This window comes from Cupriavidus basilensis (genome assembly GCF_000832305.1).
GTDB classification, from domain to species: domain Bacteria; phylum Pseudomonadota; class Gammaproteobacteria; order Burkholderiales; family Burkholderiaceae; genus Cupriavidus; species Cupriavidus basilensis_F.
This window is the reverse complement of record NZ_CP010536.1, coordinates 3,926,936-3,952,950: the sequence shown is the minus strand read 5'-3', so window position 1 is coordinate 3,952,950 and position 26,015 is coordinate 3,926,936. Positions and strand designations below refer to the sequence as shown.

Below are 26,015 nucleotides of genomic sequence, written 5' to 3'. Positions count from 1 at the left end.
TTTAAGTGATCGAAAGATGACTTGGAATACGGCACAAATGCGAGAACTCATCCTGTAGCGAGCACGGCTTGAACGCAAGTTTGAGACACACTCGTTATAGGGTCAAGCGAACAAGTGCATGTGGTGGATGCCTTGGCGATCACAGGCGATGAAGGACGCGGTAGCCTGCGAAAAGCTTCGGGGAGCTGGCAAACAAGCTTTGATCCGGAGATGTCCGAATGGGGAAACCCGGCCCTTATGGGTCATCCCTGACTGAATACATAGGTCAGGGAAGCGAACGCGGCGAACTGAAACATCTAAGTAGCTGCAGGAACAGAAATCAACCGAGATTCCCAGAGTAGTGGCGAACGAAATGGGAAGAGCCTTGTACTCTTTAGCAGCATTGTTAGCAGAACGGGATGGAAAGCCCGGCCATAGCAGGTGATAGCCCTGTATGCGAAAACAGCGTTGTGGAACTAGGTGTACGACAAGTAGGGCGGGACACGTGAAATCCTGTCTGAAGATGGGGGGACCATCCTCCAAGGCTAAATACTCGTGATCGACCGATAGTGAACCAGTACCGTGAGGGAAAGGCGAAAAGAACCCCGGGAGGGGAGTGAAATAGATCCTGAAACCGCATGCATACAAACAGTCGGAGCCTGGAAACGGGTGACGGCGTACCTTTTGTATAATGGGTCAGCGACTTACATTCAGTGGCAAGCTTAACCGATTAGGGAAGGCGTAGCGAAAGCGAGTCCGAATAGGGCGTTCAGTCGCTGGGTGTAGACCCGAAACCAGACGATCTATCCATGGCCAGGTTGAAGGTGCGGTAACACGTACTGGAGGACCGAACCCACTAACGTTGAAAAGTTAGGGGATGAGCTGTGGATAGGGGTGAAAGGCTAAACAAGTCTGGAAATAGCTGGTTCTCTCCGAAAACTATTTAGGTAGTGCCTCGTGTCTCACCTTCGGGGGTAGAGCACTGTCATGGTTGGGGGGTCTATTGCTGATTACCCCGCCATAGCAAACTCCGAATACCGAAGAGTGCAATCACGGGAGACAGACATCGGGTGCTAACGTCCGGTGTCAAGAGGGAAACAACCCAGACCGCCAGCTAAGGTCCCTAAGATTGGCTAAGTGGGAAACGAAGTGGGAAGGCTAAAACAGTCAGGAGGTTGGCTTAGAAGCAGCCATCCTTTAAAGAAAGCGTAATAGCTCACTGATCGAGTCGTCCTGCGCGGAAGATGTAACGGGGCTAAGCCAGTCACCGAAGCTGCGGATGCACGTAAGTGCATGGTAGGAGAGCGTTCTGTAAGCCTGTGAAGGTGTCTTGTAAAGGATGCTGGAGGTATCAGAAGTGCGAATGCTGACATGAGTAGCGATAAAGGGGGTGAAAAGCCCCCTCGCCGTAAGCCCAAGGTTTCCTACGCAACGTTCATCGGCGTAGGGTGAGTCGGCCCCTAAGGCGAGGCAGAGATGCGTAGCTGATGGGAAGCAGGTTAATATTCCTGCACCGTCGTATGATGCGATGGGGGGACGGATCGCGGAAGGTTGTCCGGGTGTTGGAAGTCCCGGTCCCTGCATTGGAGAAGGCGCTTAGGCAAATCCGGGCGCGGAATTCAAGGATGCGGGGCGAGCGGCCTAGTGCTGCGAAGCAATTGGAAGTGGTTCCAAGAAAAGCCTCTAAGCTTCAGTCATACGAGACCGTACCGCAAACCGACACAGGTGGGCGAGATGAGTATTCTAAGGCGCTTGAGAGAACTCGGGAGAAGGAACTCGGCAAATTGGTACCGTAACTTCGGGATAAGGTACGCCCTTGTAGCTTGACTGGCCTGCGCCAGGAGGGTGAAGGGGTTGCAATAAAATGGTGGCTGCGACTGTTTAATAAAAACACAGCACTCTGCAAACACGAAAGTGGACGTATAGGGTGTGACGCCTGCCCGGTGCCGGAAGATTAAATGATGGGGTGCAAGCTCTTGATTGAAGTCCCGGTAAACGGCGGCCGTAACTATAACGGTCCTAAGGTAGCGAAATTCCTTGTCGGGTAAGTTCCGACCTGCACGAATGGCGTAACGATGGCCACACTGTCTCCTCCCGAGACTCAGCGAAGTTGAAGTGTTTGTGATGATGCAATCTCCCCGCGGCTAGACGGAAAGACCCCATGAACCTTTACTGTAGCTTTGCATTGGACTTTGAACCGATCTGTGTAGGATAGGTGGGAGGCTTTGAAGCGTGGACGCTAGTCTGCGTGGAGCCGTCCTTGAAATACCACCCTGGTTTGTTTGAGGTTCTAACCTTGGTCCGTGAATCCGGATCGGGGACAGTGCATGGTAGGCAGTTTGACTGGGGCGGTCTCCTCCCAAAGTGTAACGGAGGAGTTCGAAGGTACGCTTGGTACGGTCGGACATCGTACCTAAAGTGCAATGGCAAAAGCGTGCTTAACTGCGAGACCGACAAGTCGAGCAGGTGCGAAAGCAGGACATAGTGATCCGGTGGTTCTGAATGGAAGGGCCATCGCTCAACGGATAAAAGGTACTCTGGGGATAACAGGCTGATACCGCCCAAGAGTTCATATCGACGGCGGTGTTTGGCACCTCGATGTCGGCTCATCTCATCCTGGGGCTGTAGCCGGTCCCAAGGGTATGGCTGTTCGCCATTTAAAGAGGTACGTGAGCTGGGTTTAAAACGTCGTGAGACAGTTTGGTCCCTATCTGCCGTGGGCGTTGGAATCTTGACGGGGGCTGCTCCTAGTACGAGAGGACCGGAGTGGACGTACCGCTGGTGTACCTGTTGTCTCGCCAGAGGCATCGCAGGGTAGCTATGTACGGAAGAGATAACCGCTGAAAGCATCTAAGCGGGAAACTCGCCTGAAGATGAGGATTCCCTGGAGCCTTGAGCTCCTTGAAGGGTCGTTCGAGACCAGGACGTTGATAGGCTGGGTGTGGAAGCGCAGTAATGCGTTAAGCTAACCAGTACTAATTGCCCGTAAGGCTTGATCCTATAACCAGTGTGTTTCTACCTGGTGTGAGTGTCGCGTGCCGCTGCGCAGCAGCTTGGCCGATACGCACAACCCCTTACTACATCCCTATTCGCTGCGTTGAGCAACCCTCAGCGCGGCCACCGTTTATGCCTGGTGACCATAGCGAGTTGGAACCACCCCTTCCCATCCCGAACAGGACCGTGAAACGACTCCACGCCGATGATAGTGCGGATACCCGTGTGAAAGTAGGTAATCGCCAGGCTCTCCCTTGAAACCCCCCAGTACGAAAGTACTGGGGGGTTTTGCTTTTGTGCGATCGAAAGTGGCCGCAAAAGTGGCTGCAATTTCGTGCGATCGAAAATAGCATTTGAAATAGCGCTGTCGCTACACCAGGAATCCCCGCATCAGGGTACCCGAGCCTTCCTTCGTCCATATCCTTCTGCTACCGTTTGCCTCAAGCTCCGGCTTGGTCCGGCGTGACGCGGTTCGACGCATTGATGCAGTTCGAAATGCAGTTCGAAAGATTGAAACAAGTCCGGGCCGGTGAGCGCCAACAGGCGTGACTAGGCGGTGGCATCCAGGTTTGGGGGATGAATGGCGGCCAGATTTTGCCTGTTGGTACTGACCAGCGTGGTAGGTGCGCTTGTTTTGACGGGTTGCGGCACACTCGGAACGGGGTCCGCACCGCAGGGACCGATCCCGCTGTCGGGGCCTGGCGCCATGGCTGCGCTCTCGTCGAACGACTGCAGCAGTTTTGCCGCGCACATTGAGCAGCTCAGGCTAGCCGAACCGGCGCAGACGCCGATTTCCGCCGAGCGCGCGACAGCGGGCCTGATCGCAACGAGCCAAGACCCCGCCGAAGCCGATCATGGCGAGTCCAACGAGCCGGAAGAGCATCCTACGCTGAAGCGCCTGCCTTTGTTCTCCGCGACACCAAGCGGGCTTGGCAAGCCGGCAGGCTGGCAGCCCTGGACCGTCAATCGCAACAAAATTCCCACGCGCTATACCCTGACAGAAGTCGACCAACGCATGGTGTTGCATGCCGAAGCCGACAGTTCTGCATCCGGCCTGTACGTACCACTGGTCGGGCGCGACCCGGGCATGCTGAACTGGACGTGGAAGACGCGCGACGTCATCCGTAGCGCTGACAACTCACTGGCCCCGCGCGAGGACTCGCCGCTGCGCATCTTCGTCGCCTTCGATGGCGACAAAGGCAGCCTCTCGTTAAAGGATCAGCTGATGTACGAAATGGCGCGGCTGACAACGGGGCGGGAGATGCCTTATGCCACGCTGATGTACATCTGGGGCGGGCGCAAGCCTGAAGGATCCGTGGTGTCGAATCCGCACACTGAGCGTGTGCGGATGATCGTGGTCGACTCCGGTACCCGGCATACCGGCGAATGGCGTTGCCACCGGCGCGACCTGCGCGCCGACTACCGCAAGGTCTTCGGGGCAGATCCGGGCAAGGTGGTGGCGATCGGCCTCATGACCGATACCGACAACACCAGGAGCCGCGCCGAAAGCTGGTACGGCGACATCGCGCTGGACTGACGCGCGCTCAAGCCGGCGCGAGCCACTTCTCCGCCAGCTTCACGAAGAAGGTCGAGCCGACCGGCAGGATCTCGTCGTTGAAGTCGTAGCTGGGGTTGTGCAGCATGCAGGGACCAAGGCCATGGCCGGCTTCGCGGTGTACGCCTTCGCCATTGCCGATGAACAGGTAGCACCCGGGCTTTTCCAGCAGCATGAAGGAGAAGTCCTCGGCGCCCATGGTCGGCTCGATATTGCCGTCGACATTGCCTGCGCCCACCAGCTCGCTCGCCACTTCGACGGCGAACGCGGTTTCTGTTGCGCTGTTGACGGTGGGCGGATAGTTGCGGTGAAACTCAAATTCAACGGTGCAATCGAAGGCGCTGGCAACCGCCTTGGAGACTTCCTCCATGCGGCGCTCGATCAGGTCGAGCACCGGCAGCGTGAAAGTGCGCACCGTGCCGCCGATCCAGACCTGGTCCGGCACGATATTGGTGGCATCGCCGCCATGGAACTGCGTGACCGAGATCACGGCGGCATCGATCGGGCGCTTGTTGCGCGTAATGATGCCCTGCAGCGCGGACACGATCTGCGCACCGGTGAAAACCGGGTCGTTGCCGTTGTGCGGCAACGCAGCATGCGCGCCCTTGCCGCGCACGACGATGCGGAATTCATTGCTCGACGCCATCAACGGGCCGGCGGTGGTGCCGAAGCTGCCAGCTGGCATGCCGGGCCAGTTGTGCATGCCAAACACGGCGTCGCACGGGAAGCGCTCGAACAGGCCATCCTTGATCATCTCGCGCGCGCCGCCTCCGCCTTCTTCTGCCGGCTGGAAGATCAGGTTGATGGTGCCATCGAAATTCCGGTGCTCGGCCAGATAGCGTGCCGCACCCAGCAGCATTGCCGTGTGGCCGTCATGGCCGCAGGCATGCATGCGGCCGTCGTGCTGCGAGCGGTGGCCGAAGGTGTTGGCCTCCTGCAGCGGCAGGGCATCCATGTCGGCGCGCAGGCCGATGCTGCGCTTGCTGCTGCCGTTGCGAATCACGCCGACCAGGCCAGTGGTGCCTAGGCCGCGATGGACCTCGATGCCCCAGGCAGCGAGGTTCTGCGCCACCACGTCGGAGGTCCGTTCCTCCTTGAAGCAAAGCTCCGGATGGGCATGGATGTCACGTCGGATGCTGCGGATTTCAGGCTGCGCCTGAAGAATTTCGGGGATGAGTGTCATGATGCCAGTTGAGGGCGAAGGATACCCCGATCATACGATGCCTTAGTCCAAAGCGCCAAAGCAGGCGCCCGGCAGGACACTTCCGCCACTTTCACCAGCGCTTGCGCAGCGCATCATCGCCAATCAGCGCGGGGGTTTCCCCGCATTGCCCCGCATGGTGCAGTGCTGGAACAGTTCATGCTTGATGTGCTTGCCTGGCAACGTTGCCGCTTGTCGCGTCCGTAGCCGCACCAAAATGCGGCGCCTGGCGCGATATGCCTGCGCTGCCCTTAGTAGTCATTTGCCACATTTCTTCCCGGGAGAGTTGCGCGATGTCCCTTCGCACATGCAAGAAGGCATTCGGTGCCATGGTGGTAACCGCGGCCATGAGCTTCGGTTTTGCCAGCCAGGCCCACGCGGTCGATTTCAAGCTGGCCATGAGTTCGCCCCCGACCTCGATGGATCCGCACTTCTACAACCTGTTCTCCAACATCAACGTCTCCGAGCACATGTTCGAGTGCCTGGTGAAGATGGATGCGGACAGCAAGATCATTCCCGGCCTGGCCGAGTCCTGGAAGCTGGTGAACAACCTGACCTGGGAATTCAAGATCCGCAAGGGCGTGAAATTCCACGACGGCTCGGAGCTCACCACCGACGATATCGTCTGGTCGCTCGAGCGTCCGTCCACTATCCAGAACAGCCCGGGCAAGTTCGACGTCTACACCAAGGCGATCATCAACAAGAAGGTGATCGACAAGTACACCATCCAGCTCACCACCAACACGCCGTATCCGCTGATGCTGAACGACCTGACGTCGATCTTCATCGTGCAGAAGAAGGCCACGCAGGGCCTGACCTCGGACGACTTTGCGCAAGGCAAGGGCATGATCGGCACCGGCCCCTTCAAGTTCGTCAGCTACGCGCGCGACGACCGGGTCGAACTGGTGAAGAACCCCGACTACTGGGGGCCCAAGCCCGCCTGGGACAAGGTGACGCTGCGCTTCATCCCGAACCCGGCGACCCGCATGGCAGCGCTGCTGTCCGGCGACGTGCAGGCGATCGAGAACGTGCCGACGCCGGACTTGCCGCAGGTGCGCAAGGATCCGAAGCTGTCCTTCTTCTCCAAGATCTCGCATCGCGTGATCTACCTGTACACCGATGACAAGAAAGACAAGTCGCCTTTTGTCACCACCAAGGAAGGCGCGCCAATGGACAAGAACCCGCTGAAGGATGCGCGCGTGCGCAATGCCATCAGCATGGCCATCAACCGCCAAGGCATCAAGGACCGCCTGATGGAAGGCCTCGCCGAGCCGACCAACAACCTGGTGCCGCCCACGCTGTTCGGCTACAACCCGAACCTGAAGACGGTCAAGTACGACCCGGAAGGCGCCAAGAAGCTGCTGGCCGAGGCGGGTTACCCGAACGGTTTCGGCATCACCCTGCACACGCCTAACAACCGCTACGTCAACGACGAGAAGATCGCCCAGACCATTGCACAGAACCTGACCCGCATCGGCATTGCGACCAAGGTCGAGGGCATGCCGATGGCGACCTATTCTTCCAAGGGTATCAAGCACGAATTCTCGTTCGGCTTGCTGGGCTGGGGCGCGCAAACCGGCGAAGTGAGCTCGCCGCTGCGCGCGCTGCTGGCGTGCGAGGATCCGAAGAAGGGCTTTGGCACGACCAACTGGGGCGAGTACTGCAATCCGAAGATGGACGTGGTGCTGGAAAAGGCGCTGGCCACCGTGGATGACGGCGAGCGTTCCAAGCTGCTGCAGGAAGCTACCGCGATCGCCATCAACGATGGCGGTATCATCCCGATCCACCAGCAGGTGACCACCTGGGCCACCCAGAAGGGCATCACATATGTGCCGCGTACCGACGAACGCACGTACGCGCACAATTTCAAGCCGCAGTGAAGTAAAGGCCTGAGCAGTAGCGGGTAGAGGTTAGCGGTGAGGCCGGGGAGCGCGACCACCATGTCGCGCTCCCCGGACACAAGATCATCTGCAGGTAAAGGCGGGAAGCGTCCGCGGTCTGGGTGGCCGCTTCCCGGCGAATCATCCCCGGACGGTAGCCGGGCCTAGCCACGAGCCGACTGCCGGTGCAGCCAGGCGGCGCCCACAGGCGCCGTGGCCTGTCATCGGCGAAGGAAAGCTTCCGAACATGCTGGTTTTCATTATCCGGCGCTTGATGCAGAGCGTAGTCGTGCTCTTCGTCATGTCGCTATTGGTTTTCCTGGGCGTCTTTGCCATCGGCAACCCGGTCGATATCCTGATCAATCCTCAGGCCGACCAGGAAGACATCAAGCGCACCATCGCGGCGCTCGGACTCGACAAGCCCCTCTGGGAGCAATACTGGATCTTCCTGCGCAACGCGCTGCACGGGGACCTCGGCACCTCGTTCGCGCACGGCACGCCCGCGCTCAAGCTGATCTTCGAGCGCATGCCGGCCACCATGGAGCTGGCCGTGTGCGCCATCCTGCTGGCCGTGCTGCTCGGCATCCCGCTCGGGCTGTGGGCGGGCCTGCGTCCTGGCGGCGTGGCTGGCAAGACCATCATGGGTGTCTCCATCCTCGGCTTCTCGCTGCCCACCTTCTGGGTCGGGCTGATGCTGATCATGGTGTTCGCGGTGCAACTGGGCTGGCTGCCGTCCAACGGGCGCGGTGAAACCACCTCGCTGCTAGGCATCCCCGTCAGCTTCCTGACGGTGGACGGCCTGCGCCACTTGCTGCTGCCGGCGGTGACGCTGTCGCTGCTCAACATCGCCATGGTGATCCGTCTCACGCGGGCCGGCACGCAGGAAGCGATGCTGATGGACTACGTAAAGTTCGCGCGGGCCAAGGGCCTGTCGAATACGCGCATCGTGGGCGTGCATGTGCTCAAGAACATCATGATCCCCATCGTCACGGTGATTGCCCTGCAGTTCGGCTCGATCATCGCCTTTGCCATCGTGACCGAATCGATCTTCGCCTGGCCCGGCATGGGCAAGCTGATCATCGATTCCATCCAGTTGCTCGACCGGCCGGTCATCGTGGCCTACCTGATGGTGATCGTGACGTTGTTCATCCTGATCAACCTGCTGGTGGACATCATCTATAGCGTGCTCGATCCGCGCGTGCGTATCGCCGACAACAAGGGCTGAGCTCATGACAACCGCAACCGAAACCACTGCGGCCCCGCCGCTAGCCGAGCAGACCCCGCTGCGGCGCTTCGCCAGCCAGTTCTTGTCGAGCAAGATCGCCGTGACCGGACTGACCTTGCTGATCGTCATCTTGCTGATCGCGCTGTTGGCGCCCTGGCTGTCGCCGCAGAACCCGTATGACCTTGCTACGCTCGATGTGCTCGATGCACGCATGGCCCCGGGCGAGCAGTCCGGCAGTGGCATGACATTCCTGCTTGGCTCGGACGAGCAGGGCCGCGACATTCTCTCGGCCGTGATGTACGGCCTGCGCATCAGCATTGGCGTGGGCGTGGTCAGCACCGTGATCGCGCTGCTGCTGGGTGCCACGCTCGGCCTGATCGCCGGTTTCCTGGGCGGCCGCGTCGAGGCCATCATCATGCGCGTGGCCGACCTGCAGCTGTCGTTCCCGCCCATCCTGCTGGCGTTGATCCTGCTGGCGTTCCTGCGGCCCGGCATCGGCAATATCGTGATCGCGCTGGTAGCGGTGCAGTGGGCTTACTACGCCCGCACCACCCGCAGCGCGGCGCTGGTGGAGCGGCGCAAGGAATATATCGAGGCCGCCACCTGCCTGGGCCTGCCGCCGGGGCGGATCATGTTCCGCCACCTGCTGCCCAACTGCCTGCCGCCACTGATCGTGATCGCGGCGCTGCAGGTGGCGTCCGCCATCACGCTGGAGGCCACGTTGTCCTTCCTCGGCCTGGGCGTGCCCATTACCGAGCCGTCGCTGGGCTCGCTGATCGCCAACGGACAGCAATACATGTTGTCCGGCAAGTACTGGATCAGCTTCTTCCCGGGTATCGCGCTGGTGGTCACCATCGTGGCCATGAACCTGGTCGCCGACCAGCTTCGCGATGTACTCAATCCGCGCCTGCAAACGCAGTAACGCAGCACGACAGGAGCGAACATGAGCAAACCGACCCTTGTGGTGGAAGGCCTCAAAACCCAGTTTTTCACGCGCGGCGGCGTCGCGCGCGCGGTCGACGATGTCTCGTTCTCGGTTGGCCGCGGTGAGATCATGGGCCTGGTGGGCGAGTCCGGATCGGGCAAATCGATGACTGGCTACTCGATTATGGGACTGATCGATCCGCCCGGCAAAGTGGTGGATGGCCGCATCGAGCTGACCAGCCGCGACGGCGTCACGCGCGACCTGCGCAACCTCACGCCGGCGCAGATGCGCGATGTGCGCGGCAACCGCATCGCGATGATCTTCCAGGACCCGATGATGACGCTGAACCCGGTCCTGCGCATCGACACGCAGATGATCGAGGCCGTGCTGGCGCATGAAAAAGTCGACAAGGCGGTGGCGCGCGAGCGCTCCCGCAATGCGCTGGCCCGCGTCGGCATTCCTTCGCCGGACGAGCGCCTGCGCGCCTATCCCCACCAGTTCTCGGGCGGCATGCGCCAGCGCGTGGCGATTGCCATCGCGCTGCTCAACAAGCCCGACCTGATCATCGCCGATGAGCCCACCACCGCGCTGGACGTAACCATCCAGGGCCAGATCCTGTACGAGATGCAGAAGCTGTGCCGCGAGTCCGGCACCGCGCTGATCTGGATCACCCACGACCTGTCCGTGGTGGCCGGCCTGGCCGATACCGTGTGTGTGATGTACGCCGGCAAGATCGTCGAAGCCGGCGATGTGCGCCAGGTGCTGGAGCGGCCCGAGCATCCCTACACGCACGGCCTGATCAGCTCCGCGCCGTCGCGTAACCCGCGTGGCGCGCCGCTGCGGCAGATTCCCGGCATGACGCCATCGTTGCTGAACCTGCCGGCTGGTTGTGCCTTCCGTGAGCGCTGCACCTACGCCACCGATGTATGCAAGACCGCGCCGCCGCTCGACACTGCGGCAGACGGGCGCCGCCTGCGCTGCTTTCATCCGGTTCTCTCCCAGCAGGAGGCCGCATGAGCGCCGCCGTTGTTGATCCCGCCCTCGCCGCCATGACGACCGATTCCAGCGCCGAACCCACGCCCAACGCGCCCATCCTCGAATTGCAGGGCGTGTCCAAGCGCTTTGTCAAATCGCTCGATGCCGCAGCCAAGATCGCCAACCTCTTCGGCGCAGGCGCGAAGGAGGAGGTGGTGCATGCGGTCGACCGTGTCGACCTGTCCATTCGCGCGGGCGAGGTGGTGGGCCTCGTCGGAGAATCCGGCTGTGGCAAGTCCACGCTGGGCCGCATGGCGGTGGGCCTGCATTCGCTGACCGAAGGCTCACGCCTGTGGCGGGGCGTTGACCTGGACCGCCTGCCGCCGGAAAAGAAGCGCGAGAAGCAGCTGGCGATCCAGATGATCTTCCAGGATCCGTATGCATCGCTGAATCCGCGCCTGCGCGTGATGGATATCGTTGGCGAGGCGCCGGTCGTGCACGGCATGGTGCCGGCCAGCGAGCAGAAGCGCTACGTGGAAGACATGCTGGTGCGCGTGGGCATGGACCCCACCGTGCTGCGCCGCTTTCCGCACCAGTTCTCGGGCGGGCAACGCGCGCGCATCGGCATTGCGCGCGCGCTGGCGGTCAAGCCGGAATTCCTGGTGTGCGATGAGTCGGTGGCGGCGCTGGATGTCTCGATCCAGGCGCAGGTGCTGAATCTCTTCATGCGCTTGCGGCAGGACCTGAACCTGACCTACCTGTTCATCAGCCATGACCTGGGCGTGGTCAAGCACATCAGCGACCGGGTGGTGATCATGTATCTGGGGCGGGTGGTGGAGTCGGCGCCGGCGGAAGATGTCTTCGCCAGCCCCAACCATCCCTACACGCAGGCGCTGCTGGCTGAGGCCCCGAAGCTGGAGGTGGGCAAGAAGACCTTCGTGGCGATCAAAGGCGAGATTCCCTCGCCGCTGAACCCGCCACCGGGTTGCCATTTCCATCCGCGCTGCCCGCATGCGATGCCGCGTTGCCGGGAGGAACAGCCACTGTTGAAGGAAATCGCGCCGATGCGGTTTTCGGCTTGCCACCTGAACGACATGGCGTAGGTGCTGTCGGCATCGGGCCCGTCTCACGCGTGCGCGAGACGGGCCATGTGCCCATCAGCGGATGACCTGCCCCCGCGAGTTGATGATGGTCATCTCGACAAATTTCGAGCCGACGTGGCTGTCCGGGCTGAAGTTGATGATGTAGCCGCCGAGGTCGACGTTTCTCATGCTTTCCAGCGCGGTGATCAGCTTTTCGCGGGTGAGGTCCTTGCCGGCACGGCGCGTGCCTTCGACAAAGGCCTTGGCGGCGATGAAGCCTTCGATGCTGGCGTAGTCGAACTCGTTGGGCTTGCCCGCCGCCTGCAGCAGGCGCAGGTATTCGCGCACCACCGGCAGCGTGGCGTTGCCAGGGTGAGGCATGACTTGCGAGATGATCACGCCGCTGCCCTTGGCGCCGACTTCCTTGGCGAGTGCCTGGGTGCCGACGAACGAGACGTTATAGAACTGGCCATTGAAGCCGCGGCGCAGCGCTTCCTTCACGAAGGCACCAGTGGTCCGGTACGCGTTGATCATCACCACCGCGTCGGGCTTGGACTTCATGGAGCCCTGCATGGCGTCACCGATCTCCACCGTATTACGCACCACGCCCTCGCGGGCGACGATCTGCACGCCGCTGTCGGGCGCGGCCTTGAGGGCGCGCTCGAGCGCTTCCAGGCCGGCCTTGCCGTAGGCGTCCTCGTTGTAGACCACGGCGACCCGCTTGAGGCCGGTGACGCGGACCTGGCGCAGGATGGCCTCGGCTTCCTCGTTGAAACCGGCGCGCACGTGGAAGGCATAGCGGTTGAGCGGCTCGCGCAGCGACTGGGCGCCGCTGTAGGGGGCGAAGAACGGCACCTTGGCCTGGGTGGCCAGCGGCAACGAGGCCTCGCCGGTCTCCGTGCCGACGTAGCCGAACAGCGCGAAGGCACGGTCCTCGTCGATCAGCGCGCGGGTATTCTTGGCGGCGGATTCCGGCTCGTTGAAATCGTCCAGCACCTTGAGCTCGATCTTGCGGCCGTAGATGCCGCCGTGCTGGTTGATGTAGTCGAAGTAGAGCCGCGCGCCAGAATTGAGCTGCTTGCCTAGCATGGCGGTAGGCCCGGTGAGCGCGGCCGACTGGCCCAGCAGGATAGTGTCCGCGCTGACGCCGTTCTCGGCGCTGGCATTGGCAACGAATGAGCCGATGGCGCATGCCACCAGCAGGCCGGCAATGCGCCAGCCCCTGACCCCAGAATGCACTTGCATGGTTTCCCCGTGAGAAACGGTGTTTTCTTTACCCGTGAATGCCTTGCCGGTCTGTGCCGGCGCTGTCCTGGCGCCATCCCCTGGCGCAGCGTCGGGCTATCATAATCGAATACAATCGGAGCCTAACAATTTCCCCCGGCGGCGCCCGTCGGGGCGACGCCGGCATACAACACGCGATGCCACCAGGCTAGTCCGGCAACGGCCTTTCCTGCACGGTGACCAGGTCCCGCCGCGTGTGGCCGCTCAGCCGCCCCAATGCTGCTGCCCCATGGCAGTCGCGCCGCCCGTCCCCAATCGCTTGCCAGGAGAATCCATGGCTTCCCGCATCGTCCGTGCCGCTTGCCCGCACGATTGTCCTGATACCTGTGCCTTGCTCGTCACCGTCGAAGACGGCCGCGCGACCAAGGTGGCGGGAGATCCCGACCATCCCGGCACCCAGGGCGTGCTGTGCACCAAGGTTTCGCGCTACACGGACCGCACTTACCACCCCGACCGCCTGCTGACGCCGATGAAGCGGGTCGGCCGCAAGGGCGAAGGCAAGTTCGAGCCGATTTCCTGGGACGAGGCGCTGGACACCGTGGCCACCCGCTTGTCCGCCATCGCCGCGCGTGACCCGCAGGCCATCCTGCCGTACAGCTATGCCGGCACCATGGGGCTGGTGCAGGGCGAGAGCATGGCGGCGCGCTTCTTTCACAAGCTGGGCGCCTCGCTGCTTGACCGCACGATCTGCGCCAGCGCCGGTGCCACCGCGCTGCGCTATACCTATGGAGCCAGCATCGGCATGGATATCGAGCATGTGCCCGATGCCAAGCTCATCATCATCTGGGGCGGAAACCCCATTGCCTCCAACCTGCATTTCTGGACGCGGGTGCAGCAAGCCAAGCGGCGCGGCGCCACCCTGGTGGCGATCGACCCGTATCGCTCGCTGACCGCCGAGAAATGCCATCGCCACATCGCCTTGATGCCCGGCACCGACGGCGCGCTGGCGCTGGCGATGATGCACGTGCTGATGCGCGATGACCTGCTCGACTTTGAGTACATCGCGAGCCACACGGTGGGCTTCGAGGCACTGCGCGAGCGTGCCCTGGCCTACACCCCGCAGCGCGCGGCCGAGATTTGCGGCGTCAGCGTGGACGACATCGAATGGCTCGCCGGCCTCTACGGGCAACTCGCGGTGCGCGAGCGCCAGCCGGTGGCGATCCGCCTGAACTATGGCATGCAGCGTTCGCACGGCGGCGGCCAGGCGGTGCGCGCGGTGGCCTGCCTGCCGTCGCTCGTGGGGGCCTGGCGCCACGCGGCCGGGGGCCTGCAGCTGTCCACGTCGGGATTCTTCCCGGTGGACAACCTGGCGCTGCAGCGCCCGGACCTGCTGCCGGGCCTGCCGGCGCTGCCACGCACGGTCAACATGAGCACCATCGGCGACGCGCTGCTGGATGCCGGTGACGGCGCGGGCAACCCGAAGATCGAGGCGCTGGTGGTCTACAACAGCAACCCGGTGGCGGTGGCGCCGCAGTCGACCAAGGTGGCCGAAGGCTTCGCGCGTGAGGACCTGTTCACCGTGGTGCTGGAGCAGTTCCGCACCGATACGGCTGACTATGCCGACATCCTGCTGCCGGCCACCACCCAACTCGAGCACGTGGATGTGCACAAGGCCTACGGCCATACGTATTTCCTGGCCAACAACCAGGCCATCGCGCCGCTGGGCGAGGCCGTGCCTAACACCGAGATCTTCCGCCGCCTGGCCCAGCGCATGGGCTTTGCCGAGCCGTGCTTTGCCGATAGCGACGAGGATATCGCCGCCCAGGCCATCGTGGCCACGGACCCGCGCGCGGCAGGCATCAGTTGGGAGTCCCTCAAGGCACAGGGCTGGCAAAAGCTCAACCTGCCGGTGGCGCCGCTCGCCGAGGGCGGCTTTGCCACGGCGTCCGGCAAGTGCGAGTTCTATTCGGAGATCATGCGCCGCGACGGCCTCGATCCCTTGCCCGACTACGTGCCCCCGTACGAGACCCCCGCGACCGCGCCGGAACTGGCCGCGCGCTATCCGCTGGCGATGATCTCGCCGCCGGCGCGCAATTTCCTCAACAGCTCGTTCGTCAACGTCGACAGCCTGCGCGCCACCGAAGGCGAGCCGCACCTGGACATCCATCCTGAGGACGCCGCCCCGCGTGGCATCGCCAGCGGCAGCATGGTGCGTGCCTTCAACGACCGCGGCAGCATGCTGGCGCGGGCCCGCGTGACCGACCGGGCCCGGCGCGGGCTGGTGGTGGGGCTGTCGATCTGGTGGAAGAAGCTGGCGCCGGATGGCAAGAACGCCAACGAGCTCACCAGCCAGCGGCTGACCGACCTGGGCCGTGCGCCGGTGTTCTACGATTGCCTGGTGCAAGTGGAAGCGGCGTCCGCCACCGCCACCCCCTAGCCACCATGAACCTGCGCCCGGCACGCACGCTTCAAGCCCTGGCTGCACTTGGGCTTGCCGCGCTGTTGTCCGGCTGTGACACGGTTGGCTACTATGCGCAATCGATCGGCGGCCACCTTGGGGTGATGGCGGATTCCCGGCCATTGCCCGACGCCATCGCCGCGGCGCAGCAAGCCAAGGACACCCGGCTGGCTCAGCGCCTGGCTCTGGCCGGCACCATCCGCGACTTTGCCTCGCATGAGCTGAAGCTGCCGGACAACGGCAGCTACCGGCGCTACGCTAACCTGCACCGGTCGTATGTGGTGTGGAGCGTGTTCGCCACCTCCGAGCTGTCGATGGAACTGCACAAGTGGTGCTTCCTGGTGGTGGGCTGCATCAGCTACCGCGGCTACTACGCGCAGGCGGATGCCGACGGCTATGCGCAGGGCCTGCGCAAGGAGGGCCTGGAGCCGTATGTCGCCGGCATCCCGGCGTATTCCACGCTGGGCTATTTCGACGACCCGTTGCTCAATACCTTCGTTTACCAGCCCGAAGGCGAGCTGGCACGGCTGATCTTCCACGAACTGGCGCACCAGGTGGTCTATGTGCGCGATGACACTACCTTCAACGAGTCTTTTGCCACCGCGGTGGAAACGGCCGGGGTGGAGCGCTGGCTGGCGCTGGCGGCATCGCCCGACGCCCGCGCCAGCTACCGCCAGTACGACCTGCGCCGCCAGCAATTCCGCGCGATGCTGCTGGACACGCGCGACCGGCTCGATACGCTCTATCACTCGCCACTGTCAGACGATGCCAAGCGGGCGGGCAAGGCGGAAATCTTCGCCGGCCTGCGTGTGCGCTATGCGAAGCTCAAGGAAGAGTGGGGCGGCTACAGCGGCTACGATCGCTGGTTCGAGCGGCCGCTGACCAATGCGCAGCTTGCCGCGGTGGCGACCTACCAGCAATGGGTGCCGGCTTTCACGGTGCTCCTGGCGCAAAACGGTGGCGACTGGACCGCGTTCTATGCCGAGGTCCGGCGCATCGGCGAGCTGCCGCGTGCCGATCGCGATGCCCGCCTGCGCCAGCTGGCGCCGCCGGCCAGTGGCGGCGACGCGCTGAGCGCCGGCGAGAGCGAGACCGCGGTAGGGGCCGCGCTCGGCGCGGCACGCGCCAGCGGCGCGCCCGACACGCCATCCGCGACTGCGGCTAGCGCCAAGCCTTGATGGACTGACTAGGTGCCCGCTGGGCGCTTCATCCGGCAGACCGACGGCAGGTTCAGGTCTGCCCCTGCCGTCGTGCTGTCGAGGCGGAAGCCGTACTGCGTGCCTTCCACGCCAACCTTGACGGTCTTGCCGTCCACTGGCGCGATGGTCGAGACCACCTGCGGCAGCAGCAACTGGTGATCGCTCTTGCGCATCAGCACGTCGCCAACGGGCGAGCGGTACTGCATGCCCTCGAGCGCGAATGCGATGCGGGTCGGGTCGTCGGAGTTCGCGTGGCGCATCGCCGCGCTGAGCATCTGCACGGCAATCAGCACGCGCGGGGCGAAGTACTCGCCCGCCGGGGTTTGCCTGACCCGCGCCGCCAGCGCAGCCAGCACCGGATCGTCGCCGTTGGGCAGGTACTCGGCGACCCAGGTCAGGTGGGCGTTCTTTGCCTGCGACACGGCCAGCACGGTGCCGGGCGCGCCGCCGCCGCTATGGTTCAGGTAGTTCAGTTCGTAGCCGGCCTCGCCGCCGGCCTTGATCAGCAGGCCGAGTTCCTGGCCCCAGTTGCCCGTGACCACGGTATCGGCGCCGCTTTCCTTGATCCGGCTCATGTACGGCGCGAAGTCCTTGACTCGCGCCAGCGGGTGCAGCGCCTCGCCGACGAACTGCACGTCGGGCCGCGCTCCCGCGATCATCTGCCGGCCCAGTGCTGCCCAGATGCGGCCCTGGGTGTAATCCTGGTTTAGCAGGTAGACCTTGTGCATGCCCTTTTGCTCACGCGCGAAATTGGCCAGCGCGCGCATTTTCATCGCCGTGTTCGCCTCGGTGGCGAAGTGCCAGAAGCTGCAGCGCGTGCCCGTCAGGTCGGGGTCGAGCGAAGCGTAGTTCATGATCAGCACGCGCTGCCCGGGGTTGCGCTCGTTGTGCCGGTTGACGGCCTCCACCAGCGCCGTGACCACCGGCGAGCCAGATGCGCCGGTGAACACCACGTGCACGCCAGCGTCGATCGCGCTTTGCAGCGCGATGAGGCTTTCCTGCGCGGAGAGCTTGTTGTCGTAGCTCACCAGCGCGTAGTTGCGCCCGAGCACGCCGCCTTGGGCGTTGGCGTCGTCGAGCGCGAACTTCAGGTTGGCCTGGAAGATCTGGCCCACGTTGGCCAGCGGCCCGGACAACTGGTCGATAAACGCCACCTTGATGGGCGCGGCTGCGGCGTCCTGCGTTTTTTCCTGCGCTTTTTCCTGGGCCTGTAGCGGCAGCGCGCCGACCAGCGCGAGCGCGGCAACGGCGACGCTGCGCATGAACACGCCACGCGCCAGCGCGGCGACCCTGGCGGTGGCGCTTGCAGCGCGCCTCAAGTCATGGGACATCGATCCTCTCCTTCTGCTTGTCACCACGTGTCGATGAAACGGCGCGATCCGGCCGCCGGCGTATCGCGCGCGGCCGACGCCGGGAGCGCCGAGGCCAGCCCGCGCAGCAGCCAGTGGCGTGTGTCGGCCGGGTCGATGACGGCGTCGATTTCCAGGTGGCTAGCCATATTAAGCGCTCGGCCGCGCCGGTAGGCGCCCTCGATCATGCGCGCAAACAAGGCTTCGCGCTCGTCCGGGTCAGCCACGGCTTCCAGTTCCTTGCGAAAGCCCAGCCGGATCGAGCCCTCGATGCCCATCGCGCCGAACTCGCCGCTGGGCCAGGCTGCGGTAAAGAACGGCGCGCTGAAGCTGCCGCCCGCCATGGCTTGCGCGCCCAGGCCATAGCCCTTGCGCAGCACCACGGTGAAGAAGGGCACGCGCAGCGCGCCGGCGGTGACGAACAGGCGCGAGACATGGCGCACCGTGGCGGTCTTCTCCGCCTCCGGTCCCACCATGAAGCCAGGCGTGTCGCACAGCGAGACGATGGGCAAGCCGTGCGCATCGCACAACTGCATGAAGCGCGCGGCCTTGTCGGCGGCGTCGGCATCAATGGCGCCGCCCAGGTGCCGCGGGTTGTTGGCGATGCAGCCGAAGGCGCGGCCCTCGATGCGGATCAGCGCGGTGATGATGCCCGCGCCAAAGGCGGCGCGCAGCTCCAGCACGGAGTCGTGATCGGCCAGCGCCGCGAGCACGCCGCGCATGTCGTAGCTGCGCAGCCGGTTCTCAGGAATCAGGTGGCGCAGCGCGCGCGCATCGCCGGCCTCCCAGTCGGGCAGGTCGCCCTGGAAATAAGACAGGTAGCGGCGCGCCGTCTCCACCGCCGCGATCTCGTCGTCGACCAGCACGTCGATCACGCCATTGGGTGCTTGCACGCTCACCGGGCCGACTTCCTCCGCAGCGAACACGCCGAGCCCGCCACCTTCGATCATGGCCGGGCCACCCATGCCGATGGTGGCGTTGCGCGTGGCGATGATCACGTCGGCGCAGCCTAGCAGCGCGGCATTGCCGGCAAAGCAGCGCCCGGAGACGATGCCCACCAGCGGCACCTGGCCGGACAGCCGCGCGAACTGGATGAAGGACGTGCAATCCAGCCCGGCCACCACCGGGGTGTCCGTGTCTCCTGGCCGCCCGCCACCGCCTTCGGCGAACAGCACCACCGGCAGGCGCCACTGGCGCGCCAGCGCCAGCATGCGGTCCAGCTTCTTGTGGCCGTAGAAGCCCTGAGTGCCGGCCAGCACCGTGTAGTCGTACGCCAGCACCATGCAGCGCGCATCCGTTGCCGGGAAGCGCTCGGCATTGACGGTGCCAATGCCGGTGACGATGCCGTCGGCCGGCGTCGCGCGCTCCAGGTCTTCCACGCTGCGGCGCTGGCGCTGCGCGGCGATGGCGAGCGCGCCGTACTCGATGAACGAGCCTGCATCGCACAGCTGGGCGATGTTCTCGCGTGCGGTGCGCCCGCCCCGGGCGTGGTGCTTGTCCACCGCCTGCGGGCGGGCCGCGTCCTGCGTGAGCGCGTGGCGGGCCAGGGCGTCGCGCAGGTCCGCGCGGATATGGGCGGGATCCACGGCGGCGCCGGCCTGCGCCCCATGATGGCCGCCTTCATCCAGCGACAGCACGATCACCGGCGCGCCCGCGCGCAGCACGTCGCCGGGCGCGGCCAGCACGCGCAGCACTTCGCCCGCGCCCGGCGCTTCCAGCGGGTGCTCCATCTTCATGGCTTCGATGATGGCCAGCGATTGGCCGCGCCGCACGCGGTCGCCGGGCCGCACCTGCACCGCGGCCAACGCGCCGTCCATGGGCGCGCTGAGCAGTGCGGCATCGTCGGGCAGGTCGTCCGGCAGCGTGGATGCGAGCGCTTGCGTGCTGCTGGCCGCGGCCACCGCATGCAGCGCCGGATGGCCGGGATCGCCGCCCTGCGACTGCGCAGCGAGAGCCGGTAGCGCCGCGTCCAGGTACTGCGTGTGAACTGCGTTGCGCCGCACATCGTCGCGCAGCAGCAGGTCCTGCAGCAGCCTGCGGTTGGTGTCGATGCCCTCGATGCGGAACTCGCACAGCGCGCGATAGGCCTGGGCCAGCGCGCGCGCGTAGTCGCCGCCGGGCTCATGCACGATCAGCTTGGCCAGCAGCGAGTCGAAACGCGGGTTGACCGTCATACCGGCATGGCCCGCACCATCGACGCGCACGCCGGGGCCGCTGGGCGGCTCGTAGGCATCGATGCGGCCGCTGGCGGGGCGCAACTGGCCCTGCGCGTCGAGGTGCTCGGCGTTGATGCGCAACTGCACCGCGATGCCGCGCGGCGCGGGCGCTTGCGCCAGCCCGAGGTGGCCGAGATCCTGCCCGGCGGCAATGGCCAGCTGCACCTGGACCAGGTCCACGCCGGTCACCATTTCCGTGACGGTGTGCTCCACCTGCAGGCGCGGGTTGGCCTCCATGAACCAGAACTCGCCATCCGCACCATCCGCACCATCCGCACCCAGCAGGAACTCGAAGGTCCCGATGCCACGATAGGCGCTGGCGCGCGCCAGCGTGATCGCGGCCTGGGCCAGGCGCGCACGCATGCCTGCATCGAGCGAAGGGCTGGGTGCCACTTCAACCAGCTTCTGGTGCCTGCGCTGCAGGCTGCATTCGCGCTCGCCCAGGGCGATCACGCCGCCGGCCGCATCCGCCACCACCTGGATCTCGATATGGCGCGGAGCATGCACGATGCGCTCCACGTAGACGGCGCCATTGCCGAACGCAGCCGTGGCTTCGGAGACGCAGCGGGCATAAGCCTCGTCGATGTCCGCCGCCGCGTGCACCGCGCGCATGCCGCGCCCGCCGCCGCCGGCCAGGGCCTTGATCATCATGCCGGCCGCCTTGCCTGGCGCTTGCAGCGAGGCAAAGAACGCATGCGTCGCTGCCAGCGTCGTCGGCCCGGTGGAGCCCGGCACCACCGGCACGTCGCACTCGCGGGCCAGCGCGCGCGCGCGCGCCTTGTCGCCGAACAGGCGCAGCACATCGGGTGCGGGGCCGACGAAGGCCAGGCCGGCATCCAGGCAGGCCTGGGCAAACTCCGCGTTCTCGGACAGCAGGCCGTAACCCGGGTGGATCACGTCGCAGCCACTGCGGCGCGCGGCGTCCACTACCTGCGCGATATCGAGGTAGGCGCGCGGGCCGGTGCCGGGCAGCGCCACCGCGCCATCGGCCTTGCGCACGTGGAGGGCGTCGCGATCGTCCTCGCTATAAAGCGCCATGCTTTGCAGGTCCATTGCGGCGGCGGCGCGGGCGATGCGGATGGCGATTTCACCGCGATTGGCGATCAGTAGCTTGCGGAACGTCATGATGCGAAGAAGGTGAGTGTGGCGGAGTTCATAGGGAGGGGCATTGCGGGATCAGCCAAGCTGCTCGGCCAGCGGCGCCAGGTCCTGCTTGCGCACCTTGCCCGTGGCGGTCAGCGGCAGAGCGTCGACAATATGCACGAGCGGCACCTTGTAGACGGCCATGTTGGCGCGGCACCATTGCACCAGCGCGGCGTTGTCCACCGTGCCGATGGCTTCGGGCTTGAGCATGACAAAGGCCACCGGCAACTGGCCCCGGTCCTCATCCGCACGGCCCAGCACCGCCGAGCCGAGAATGGCCGGATGCTGGCCCAGCAGCGCCTCGATCTCGGCCGGGAACACGCTCATGCCGTTGACCTTGAGCATCTCCTTGCGCCGGCCCAGGTAGTGCAGATAGCCGTGCTCGTCGATCAGGCCGATGTCGCCGGTGTGGAACCAGCCGTTGCGCAGCGATTCGCGCGTGGCGTCGGGTTTGTTCCAGTAGCCTTTGAGCAGGGTCGGCGTGCGCACGCACAGCTCGCCCTCGGCGCCCGGCGCAAGCAGCTCGCCGCTGGCGAAGTCGCAGATCTTGAACTCTGTGCCGGGCACGGGCAGGCCGACAAAGATGGGCTGGGCGCGCAGGTCCAGGTCATCGTCCTGCATGCCATAGGCAAAGGTGTTGCAGGTTTGCGTCTCGGTCATGCCCCAGGCGGTCTCGGCAATGACCGAGCCGGTCAGCGCCTGCCACGCGCGGCGATAAGGCAGGTTGAGCTTTTTGACGAAGGACGATACGCCCACGTAGCGCAGCGAGCGCAATGCGTACTGCGCCGCGCGCGGGTGCTCCATCACCTCCACCGCGTTGTCCACCAGCATCGACGCGTTGGTGACTTGGTAGCGCTGCACCGCCGCCATGAAGGTCTCGGGATCCCAGCGCGCCAGCAGCACCAGCGGGATGCCGAAGAAGGCGGGGAAGATCAGGCAGAGGTTCTCGCCCGCGATCCAGAACTCGGGGAAGAAGCCCAGCATGACGCTGTCGTCGGCGATGTCGAGCGAGACCGCGCCGAACGCGGCCGCCATGTCCACCATATCGCCCTGGGTGTGGATGCAGCCCTTGGGCAGGCCGGTGGTGCCGCCGGTGTAGTTAAGCGCGGCCGCGGCATCGAGCGAGGCTGGTGTGGCAGGGGCTGCGTGCGTGCACGCCGCCATCGCGCGCAGCAGGTCGATGGCGTAGCCGTCCGCTTCGCAGTCATGGCGCGGGGCCTGCACCATGGGCGGCAGCGGCAGTGTGGGCTCGGCGGGAATCGCATCGGCAAAGCTGGTCGAAAACAGCAGGGCGAGCGGATCCTGCGCGCCCAGCGCGGCGCGCGTTTCGCGTACCAGCGGCACCAGTTGGTCCAGCGCGATCAGTGCGTGCGGCGTGCTGTCGGTGAGCGCGTGCTGCAACTCGGCGCGCTGCGACAGCGGGCTGATCGGCACGTACACGGCGCCCAGCTTGAGGATGCCGAAGAACACGATGTGGAACTGCGGGCAGTTTGGCATCAGCACCGCCACGCGGTCACCGGCGCCGACGCCGTGTGCTGCCAGCAGCGCGGCGCAGCGGTCGCTCTGCGCGTCCAGCTCCGCGTAGGTGGTTTCGTGGCCGTAGAAGATCACTGCGGGGCGGTCTGGCCGGGTGCGGCTCCAGTGGCGCAGCATATCCGTGAGCGGCTGGCGCCCCAGCGGATATTGCGGCGTGCGCGGGGTGCGCTCGGGCCATGCGCGCTGCCAGCGCGCATGCATGTCGGCCAGGTAGGTCGTTTCGTCCATTGGCGGTGTCTCCTTGCTGATGGGCCGCCAAGCCGGCTTGGGTTGGCGAAATTTACTCTTTGGTATATTTATTTACCCTTGGGTATGATCGTATTGGCATTGCCGTCATGCGTCAAGCCAGGTGCCGCCCCCGCGTGAAGCCACGGTTCAGGGGGGAGCGGGTCAACGCCAAAACGGACTGCCGGGCCTTCCAGCCGCGGCGCCATGCGAGAATCGCGTCATGCCGACTGCACAGAAAACCGCTCCCGCCGCCGAGGCCGCTCCGGAAATCGCTCTGGACGCCGTACCCGCCCGCTCGCATATCGCCGAGCGGCAGGAAGCGCGCCGCCGCCAGATCCTCGATGCCGCTGCCCAGCTGTTCTATACCAAGGGCTATCCCGGCATGACGATGAACGACCTGTGCCGCGCGCTGGGCGTGACCAAGCCGGCGGTGTACTACTACTTCACCGACAAGTACGAGATCTTCGACATCTTGTGCCGCGAGTCCGCGCAGACCTGCCTGCCGGTCATCCGCGAGACCGCCGACCCGGCCCTGCCGGTGCGCGAGCGCCTGCATACCTGCCTGCTGGAAATGGCGCGGCGTTGCATTGCCTGCTACGTGCCCGCCACGCTCAGCTTTCGCGACAACCAGTACCTGCGGCCGGAAACGGTGACGTGGCTGGGCAATATGGCGCGGGCCTTCTATCGCGACCTCTATGCGCTGCTGGAGGAAGGCAAGCGCACGGGCGTGTTCAGCTATGGCGACGCGCGCGTGACCGCGCATGCGATTGGCAGCGTGGTGGGCTTCATGTACACCTGGCACCAGCCTGAACGCATGGGGGCGCAGGCGCTGGCGGAAGAGCTGGCCACGAGCATGATGAAGATGGTGTTGCCGGTGAACGCCTGACTTCGGCAAGGCTTTTCGTTGCTGCCTGGCGCAAGCCGCTAGGGGAATTCCCCAGTCCGGGTTGAACTGTGCGCTAAACTTCACGTCAGACGATGAGCAATGTCCAGAGGACTTCATCTAACGTGTTGTCTTAACCTGGTCGCGCGTTTAGCATCTGTCGAAAATCGAACGACCATTCAGAAAATCAGGAGACGGTGCATGGAAAGACTGTGGCTGAAGCATTACCCGGCCGGCGTACCTGCCGAGATTGATAGCAGTCAGTTCCACTCGCTGGCCGAATTGCTCGAGGCGTCCTTCCGCACCTATGCTGATCGCCGTGCCTTTGTGTGCATGGACAAGTCGATCACCTACGGCGAACTCGACCGCATGTCGCGGCAATTCGCGGCGTGGCTGCAGTCGCGCGGGCTCAAGCCGGGCGCGCGCGTGGCCATCATGATGCCCAACGTGCTGCAGTATCCGGTGGTGCTGGCCGCGGTGCTGCGTGCCGGCTTTGTCGTCGTCAACGTCAATCCGCTCTACACCCCGCGCGAACTCGAGCATCAACTCAAGGACAGCGGCGCCGAGGCCATCGTCATCCTCGAGAACTTCGCCACCACGCTGCAGCAAGTGCTGCCCGCCACGCCGGTCAAGCACGTGGTGGTGGCCAGCATGGGCGACCTGCTGGGCGGCCTCAAGGGCGCGATCGTCAATTTCGTTGTGCGCAACGTCAAGAAGATGGTGCCGGCGTGGGAGCTGCCCAACTGCGTGCGCTTCAACGCAGTGCTGGCAGAGGGGCGCGGCATGCAGTTGCAGCCCGCCACCACGGGCCCGGACGACGTTGCCTTCCTGCAATACACCGGTGGCACCACTGGCGTGTCCAAGGGCGCCGTGCTGCTGCACCGGAACATCGTCTCCAACGTGCTGCAGTCCGAGGCCTGGATGCAGCCGGCGCTGGCCAAGGGCGCACCGATCGACCAGGTGATCACCATCACGGCGCTGCCGCTGTACCACATCTTCGCGCTGACGGTCTGCTGCCTGCTGGGCATGCGCAGCGGCGGCCTGAGCGTGCTGATCCCCAATCCGCGCGATATCCCCGGTTTCATCAAGGAGCTGCAGAAGTACAAGTTCAACATGTTCCCGGCGGTCAATACGCTGTACAACGCGCTGATCAACAGCCCGGATATCGACAAGGTCGACTTCTCTGGCTTGCGCGTGGCAAACGGCGGGGGCATGGCGGTGCAGGAAGCGGTGGCCAAGAAGTGGCTGGCCAGGACGGGCTGCCCGATCATCGAAGGCTACGGCCTGTCGGAGACCTCGCCTTCGGCGACCTGCAACCCGACTGATTCCGACGCGTTCTCCGGCACCATCGGCCTGCCGCTGCCGTCGACCGACATCGCCATTCGCGACGACGACGGTGCGGACGTGCCGCTCGGCCAGGCTGGCGAGATCTGCATCCGCGGCCCGCAGGTGATGGCCGGCTACTGGAACCGCCCGGACGAGACCGCCAAGGTCATGACGGCCGACGGCTTCTTCAAGTCCGGCGACATTGGTGTGATGGACGCGCGTGGCTACACCAAGATCGTCGACCGCAAGAAGGACATGATCCTGGTGTCCGGCTTCAACGTGTACCCGAACGAGGTCGAAGGCGTGGCCGCAGAGTGCCCGGGCGTGCTGGAGGTGGCAGCGGTGGGTGTGCCCGACGAGCATTCGGGCGAAGTGGTCAAACTGTACGTGGTCCGCAAGGATCCCGCGCTGACAGAAGCCGAACTGATCGCCTTCTGCAAGGAGCGCCTGACCGGCTACAAGCGGCCCAAGTTCGTGGAGTTCCGCAGCGAGTTGCCCAAGACCAATGTGGGCAAGATCCTGCGCCGCGAGCTGCGCGACAGCCGCAAGGCGGCCTGAGCGAAGAGCGCAAGCCAGCTACGCACGCCGCAGCAAGAACGGCCTCCCGCCAGCGAGGCCGTTCTTCATTCAGCGGGGC

The 26,015-nt window shown here is 64.6% G+C and carries 15 protein-coding genes and 2 rRNA genes; 12 read left to right on the top strand and 5 right to left on the bottom strand.

Going from position 1 to position 26,015, the window contains the following annotated elements:
• The first annotated feature begins 100 nt into the window (after positions 1–100).
• From RR42_RS18230 to RR42_RS18220, 3 genes are all read left to right on the top strand, one after another.
• A 23S ribosomal RNA gene (locus RR42_RS18230) occupies positions 101–2,979 on the top strand.
• Between the two features lie 129 nt (positions 2,980–3,108).
• A 5S ribosomal RNA gene (gene rrf, locus RR42_RS18225) occupies positions 3,109–3,221 on the top strand.
• A gap of 458 nt (positions 3,222–3,679) precedes the next feature.
• Positions 3,680–4,510 carry a DUF3047 domain-containing protein gene (locus tag RR42_RS18220; RefSeq protein WP_082054932.1) on the top strand — a complete coding sequence of 277 codons (831 nt, stop codon included), beginning with the start codon at positions 3,680–3,682 and terminating at the stop codon, positions 4,508–4,510.
• A 7-nt stretch (positions 4,511–4,517) separates the two neighbouring features.
• On the opposite strand, the gene RR42_RS18215 is transcribed toward RR42_RS18220, so the two are convergent.
• On the bottom strand, positions 4,518–5,711 hold the full coding sequence (locus tag RR42_RS18215; protein ID WP_043349905.1) for a M20 aminoacylase family protein: 1,194 nt from the start codon (positions 5,709–5,711) through the stop codon (positions 4,518–4,520).
• A gap of 311 nt (positions 5,712–6,022) precedes the next feature.
• Here RR42_RS18215 and RR42_RS18210 point away from each other — a divergent pair, with 311 nt between their 5' ends.
• The 5 genes from RR42_RS18210 to RR42_RS18190 all read left to right on the top strand — a co-directional run bounded on the left by RR42_RS18210 (position 6,023) and on the right by RR42_RS18190 (position 11,837).
• Positions 6,023–7,609 carry an ABC transporter substrate-binding protein gene (locus tag RR42_RS18210; protein ID WP_043349901.1) on the top strand — a complete coding sequence of 529 codons (1,587 nt, stop codon included), beginning with the start codon at positions 6,023–6,025 and terminating at the stop codon, positions 7,607–7,609.
• Between the two features lie 247 nt (positions 7,610–7,856).
• Entirely contained in the window at positions 7,857–8,834 is a 978-nt protein-coding gene (locus tag RR42_RS18205; RefSeq protein WP_006163472.1) for an ABC transporter permease, read from the top strand.
• A gap of 4 nt (positions 8,835–8,838) precedes the next feature.
• Entirely contained in the window at positions 8,839–9,756 is a 918-nt protein-coding gene (locus RR42_RS18200; protein ID WP_043349896.1) for an ABC transporter permease, read from the top strand.
• A 21-nt stretch (positions 9,757–9,777) separates the two neighbouring features.
• Entirely contained in the window at positions 9,778–10,776 is a 999-nt protein-coding gene (locus tag RR42_RS18195) for an ABC transporter ATP-binding protein (protein WP_043349893.1), read from the top strand.
• Positions 10,773–11,837 carry an ABC transporter ATP-binding protein gene (locus tag RR42_RS18190; protein ID WP_043349891.1) on the top strand — a complete coding sequence of 355 codons (1,065 nt, stop codon included), beginning with the start codon at positions 10,773–10,775 and terminating at the stop codon, positions 11,835–11,837. Before RR42_RS18195 ends, RR42_RS18190 begins: the two co-directional genes overlap by 4 nt.
• A 54-nt stretch (positions 11,838–11,891) precedes the next feature.
• Here RR42_RS18190 and RR42_RS18185 read toward each other — a convergent pair whose 3' ends face one another.
• Positions 11,892–13,061, bottom strand: a complete 1,170-nt coding sequence (locus RR42_RS18185; RefSeq protein WP_043349887.1) for an ABC transporter substrate-binding protein — start codon at positions 13,059–13,061, stop codon at positions 11,892–11,894.
• A 313-nt stretch (positions 13,062–13,374) separates the two neighbouring features.
• Between RR42_RS18185 and RR42_RS18180 the strand changes: the two genes are divergently transcribed.
• Both RR42_RS18180 and RR42_RS18175 read left to right on the top strand, forming a co-directional pair.
• Positions 13,375–15,477 (top strand): molybdopterin-containing oxidoreductase family protein, encoded by a 2,103-nt coding sequence (locus RR42_RS18180; RefSeq protein WP_043349883.1) that lies wholly within the window; start codon positions 13,375–13,377, stop codon positions 15,475–15,477.
• 5 nt (positions 15,478–15,482) lie between these two features.
• Positions 15,483–16,676 carry an aminopeptidase gene (locus RR42_RS18175; protein ID WP_043349880.1) on the top strand — a complete coding sequence of 398 codons (1,194 nt, stop codon included), beginning with the start codon at positions 15,483–15,485 and terminating at the stop codon, positions 16,674–16,676.
• A gap of 8 nt (positions 16,677–16,684) precedes the next feature.
• On the opposite strand, the gene RR42_RS18170 is transcribed toward RR42_RS18175, so the two are convergent.
• The 3 genes from RR42_RS18170 to RR42_RS18160 are packed head-to-tail and all read right to left on the bottom strand — an operon-like array spanning position 16,685 to position 23,169.
• On the bottom strand, positions 16,685–18,028 hold the full coding sequence (locus RR42_RS18170) for a branched-chain amino acid ABC transporter substrate-binding protein (protein ID WP_144409846.1): 1,344 nt from the start codon (positions 18,026–18,028) through the stop codon (positions 16,685–16,687).
• Positions 18,029–18,048: 20 nt separating this feature from the next.
• Entirely contained in the window at positions 18,049–21,387 is a 3,339-nt protein-coding gene (locus RR42_RS18165; RefSeq protein ID WP_043349878.1) for an acetyl-CoA carboxylase family protein, read from the bottom strand.
• Positions 21,388–21,438: 51 nt separating this feature from the next.
• Complete coding sequence (locus tag RR42_RS18160; RefSeq protein WP_043349875.1) at positions 21,439–23,169, bottom strand: AMP-binding protein; 1,731 nt, start codon at positions 23,167–23,169, stop codon at positions 21,439–21,441.
• 220 nt (positions 23,170–23,389) lie between these two features.
• Between RR42_RS18160 and RR42_RS18155 the strand changes: the two genes are divergently transcribed.
• Positions 23,390–24,055, top strand: a complete 666-nt coding sequence (locus RR42_RS18155) for a TetR/AcrR family transcriptional regulator (protein WP_043349872.1) — start codon at positions 23,390–23,392, stop codon at positions 24,053–24,055.
• 198 nt (positions 24,056–24,253) lie between these two features.
• Positions 24,254–25,936, top strand: coding sequence for a long-chain fatty acid--CoA ligase (locus RR42_RS18150; RefSeq protein WP_043349869.1), 1,683 nt, complete (start codon positions 24,254–24,256; stop codon positions 25,934–25,936).
• The last annotated feature ends 79 nt before the right edge of the window (positions 25,937–26,015 follow it).

Bases quoted from the DNA above. Each gene is read 5' to 3' on its own strand.
- RR42_RS18220 (WP_082054932.1), top strand. From the start codon at position 3,680: ATGGCTGCGCTCTCGTCGAACGACTGCAGCAGTTTTGCCGCGCACATT.
- RR42_RS18215 (WP_043349905.1), bottom strand. From the start codon at position 5,711: ATGACACTCATCCCCGAAATTCTTCAGGCGCAGCCTGAAATCCGCAGC.
- RR42_RS18210 (WP_043349901.1), top strand. From the start codon at position 6,023: ATGTCCCTTCGCACATGCAAGAAGGCATTCGGTGCCATGGTGGTAACC.
- RR42_RS18205 (WP_006163472.1), top strand. From the start codon at position 7,857: ATGCTGGTTTTCATTATCCGGCGCTTGATGCAGAGCGTAGTCGTGCTC.
- RR42_RS18200 (WP_043349896.1), top strand. From the start codon at position 8,839: ATGACAACCGCAACCGAAACCACTGCGGCCCCGCCGCTAGCCGAGCAG.
- RR42_RS18195 (WP_043349893.1), top strand. From the start codon at position 9,778: ATGAGCAAACCGACCCTTGTGGTGGAAGGCCTCAAAACCCAGTTTTTC.
- RR42_RS18190 (WP_043349891.1), top strand. From the start codon at position 10,773: ATGAGCGCCGCCGTTGTTGATCCCGCCCTCGCCGCCATGACGACCGAT.
- RR42_RS18185 (WP_043349887.1), bottom strand. From the start codon at position 13,061: ATGCAAGTGCATTCTGGGGTCAGGGGCTGGCGCATTGCCGGCCTGCTG.
- RR42_RS18180 (WP_043349883.1), top strand. From the start codon at position 13,375: ATGGCTTCCCGCATCGTCCGTGCCGCTTGCCCGCACGATTGTCCTGAT.
- RR42_RS18175 (WP_043349880.1), top strand. From the start codon at position 15,483: ATGAACCTGCGCCCGGCACGCACGCTTCAAGCCCTGGCTGCACTTGGG.
- RR42_RS18170 (WP_144409846.1), bottom strand. From the start codon at position 18,028: ATGTCCCATGACTTGAGGCGCGCTGCAAGCGCCACCGCCAGGGTCGCC.
- RR42_RS18165 (WP_043349878.1), bottom strand. From the start codon at position 21,387: ATGACGTTCCGCAAGCTACTGATCGCCAATCGCGGTGAAATCGCCATC.
- RR42_RS18160 (WP_043349875.1), bottom strand. From the start codon at position 23,169: ATGGACGAAACGACCTACCTGGCCGACATGCATGCGCGCTGGCAGCGC.
- RR42_RS18155 (WP_043349872.1), top strand. From the start codon at position 23,390: ATGCCGACTGCACAGAAAACCGCTCCCGCCGCCGAGGCCGCTCCGGAA.
- RR42_RS18150 (WP_043349869.1), top strand. From the start codon at position 24,254: ATGGAAAGACTGTGGCTGAAGCATTACCCGGCCGGCGTACCTGCCGAG.